Raw genomic sequence first — 2,688 nt, forward strand, 5'->3', positions numbered from 1 at the left:
CCCGTGAGTTTGCGGATAACGCCGACAAGACCAAGGGCCGTTCCATGGTCATCGTTGGTGCCGGTATGAACCACTGGTACCACATGGACATGAATTACCGTGGCTTGATCAACATGTTGATCATGTGTGGCTGTGTCGGCCAGAGCGGTGGTGGCTGGGCCCACTACGTTGGCCAGGAAAAACTGCGCCCGCAAACCGGCTGGCAGCCGCTGGCCTTCGGCCTGGACTGGCAGCGCCCGCCACGTCACATGAACTCGACCTCCTTCTTCTACGCTCACTCCGGCCAGTGGCGCTACGAGAAACTGGGCGTGGACGAAATCTTGTCGCCGCTGGCCGACAAGTCCAAGTTCGGTGGCAGCCTGATCGACTACAACGTACGTGCCGAGCGCATGGGCTGGTTGCCGTCTGCGCCTCAGCTGAACCGCAACCCGCTGGGCATTGCGGCCGAAGCAGAGAAGGCCGGTATGGAAGTCTCCGATTATGTGGCCAAGTCGATGAAAGATGGCTCCCTGGCATTCGCCAGTGAAGACCCGGAAGCGCCGGAAAACTGCCCGCGCAACCTGTTCATCTGGCGTTCCAACCTGCTGGGCTCCTCAGGTAAGGGCCATGAGTACATGCTCAAGTATCTGCTGGGCACCAAAAACGGCTTGCAGGGCAAAGACCTTGGCCACGAGGGCGGCGTCAAACCACAGGAAGTGAAGTGGCACGATGAGGCGCCGGAAGGAAAGCTCGACCTGCTGGTCACCCTGGACTTCCGCATGTCTACCACCTGTCTGTATTCCGACATCGTGCTGCCGACGGCCACCTGGTACGAGAAGAACGACCTGAACACCTCAGACATGCACCCGTTCATCCACCCGCTGACCGCCGCCACCGATCCGGCCTGGGAAGCGCGCAGTGACTGGGAAATCTACAAGGGCATCGCCAAGGCTTTCTCCAGGGCCTCCGAGGGTCACCTGGGTGTCGAGAAAGACGTAGTTACCCTGCCGCTGCTGCACGATGCGCCAGCCGAACTGGGCCAGCCGTTCGATGTGAAGGACTGGAAAAAGGGCGAATGCGATCTGATCCCGGGCAAGACCGCGCCGAGCTTTATTACCGTTGAGCGCGACTACCCGAACACCTACGCCCGCTTTACCTCGCTTGGCCCGCTGCTGGACAAGCTGGGCAACGGTGGCAAGGGCATCAGCTGGAACACCGAGAAGGAAGTCAACTTCCTGAAAGAGCTGAACTACACCCACCTGGAAGGCGCCAACGCCGGCAGGCCGAAGATTGAATCGGCCATCGATGCGGCGGAGGTGATTCTGACCCTGGCTCCGGAAACCAACGGTCAGGTGGCGGTGAAAGCCTGGGCGGCGCTGTCCGAAATGACCGGCCTGGACCACACCCATCTGGCGAAGAACAAGGAAGAGGAAAAGATCCGCTTCCGGGACATCGTGGCGCAGCCACGCAAGATCATCTCCAGCCCGACCTGGTCTGGCCTGGAAGACGAGCACGTGTCCTACAACGCCGGCTACACCAACGTGCATGAGCTGATCCCCTGGCGCACCCTGACCGGTCGGCAGCAGTTCTATCAGGATCACGCCTGGATGCGCGCCTTCGGCGAGAGCCTGCTGGTGTATCGCCCGCCGATCAACACCAAGGCCGTCGCTCCGATGCTGGGCAAGAAGTCGAACGGCAACCCGGAGAAGGCGCTGAACTTCCTGACGCCGCACCAGAAGTGGGGTATCCACAGCACCTACAGCGACAACCTGATAATGCTGACCTTGTCTCGCGGCGGCCCGATCATCTGGCTCAGTGAAGACGACGCCAAAGAGATCGGGGTGGAAGACAACGACTGGATCGAGGTGTTCAACAGCAACGGCTCTATCGCGGCGCGTGCTGTCGTCAGCCAGCGGGTCATGCCCGGCATGGTGATGATGTACCACGCCCAGGAACGCAACGTGAACGTACCGGGCTCTGAAATCACCGGCACTCGCGGCGGTATCCACAACTCGGTTACGCGGATCTGCCCGAAACCGACCCATATGATCGGCGGTTATGCCCAGTACTCATACGGCTTCAACTACTACGGCACCGTAGGTTCCAACCGGGACGAGTTTGTGGTGGTTCGCAAGATGAAGAACGTGGACTGGCTCGACGGTGAAGGCAATGACTATGCTCAGGAGGCTGTAAAATGAAAATCCGTTCCCAAGTCGGCATGGTACTGAACCTGGACAAGTGCATTGGTTGCCACACCTGTTCCGTCACCTGCAAAAACGTCTGGACAAGCCGTGAAGGCATGGAATACGCCTGGTTCAACAACGTCGAAACCAAGCCTGGCATCGGCTACCCGAAAGAGTGGGAGAACCAGGACAAGTGGAAGGGCGGCTGGATGCGCGACAGCTCCGGCAAGATCCGCCCCCGCATCGGCGGTAAGTTCCGGGTATTGGCAAACATCTTTGCCAACCCGGACCTGCCGGAAATCGACGACTATTACGAGCCATTCGACTTCGACTACCAGCACCTGCACACCGCCGGTGATGTGAAGCACCAGCCGGTCGCCCGGCCCCGGTCGCTGATCTCTGGCGAGCGCATGAAGAAAATCGAATGGGGCCCGAACTGGGAAGAAATCCTGGGCACCGAGTTTGCCAAGCGCCGCAAAGACAAGAACTTTGATCAGGTGCAGGCAGACATCTACGGCCAGTTCGA

At 59.7% G+C, this 2,688-nt stretch carries 1 protein-coding gene and 1 pseudogene; both read left to right on the top strand.

Going from position 1 to position 2,688, the window contains the following annotated elements; genetic code table 11:
* Nucleotides 1-2,177: nitrate reductase subunit alpha (locus IBX51_RS14925; protein ID WP_291832118.1), on the top strand; the 2,177-nt coding region annotated here is incomplete at its 5' end.
* A pseudogene (narH, locus tag IBX51_RS14930) lies at nucleotides 2,174-2,688 on the top strand (nitrate reductase subunit beta); the annotation flags it as partial. The gene IBX51_RS14925 and the pseudogene narH, both read left to right, overlap by 4 nt.

The sequence above is a fragment of the Marinobacter sp. genome, from assembly GCF_014859525.1.
Classification (GTDB): Bacteria; Pseudomonadota; Gammaproteobacteria; order Pseudomonadales; family Oleiphilaceae; genus Marinobacter.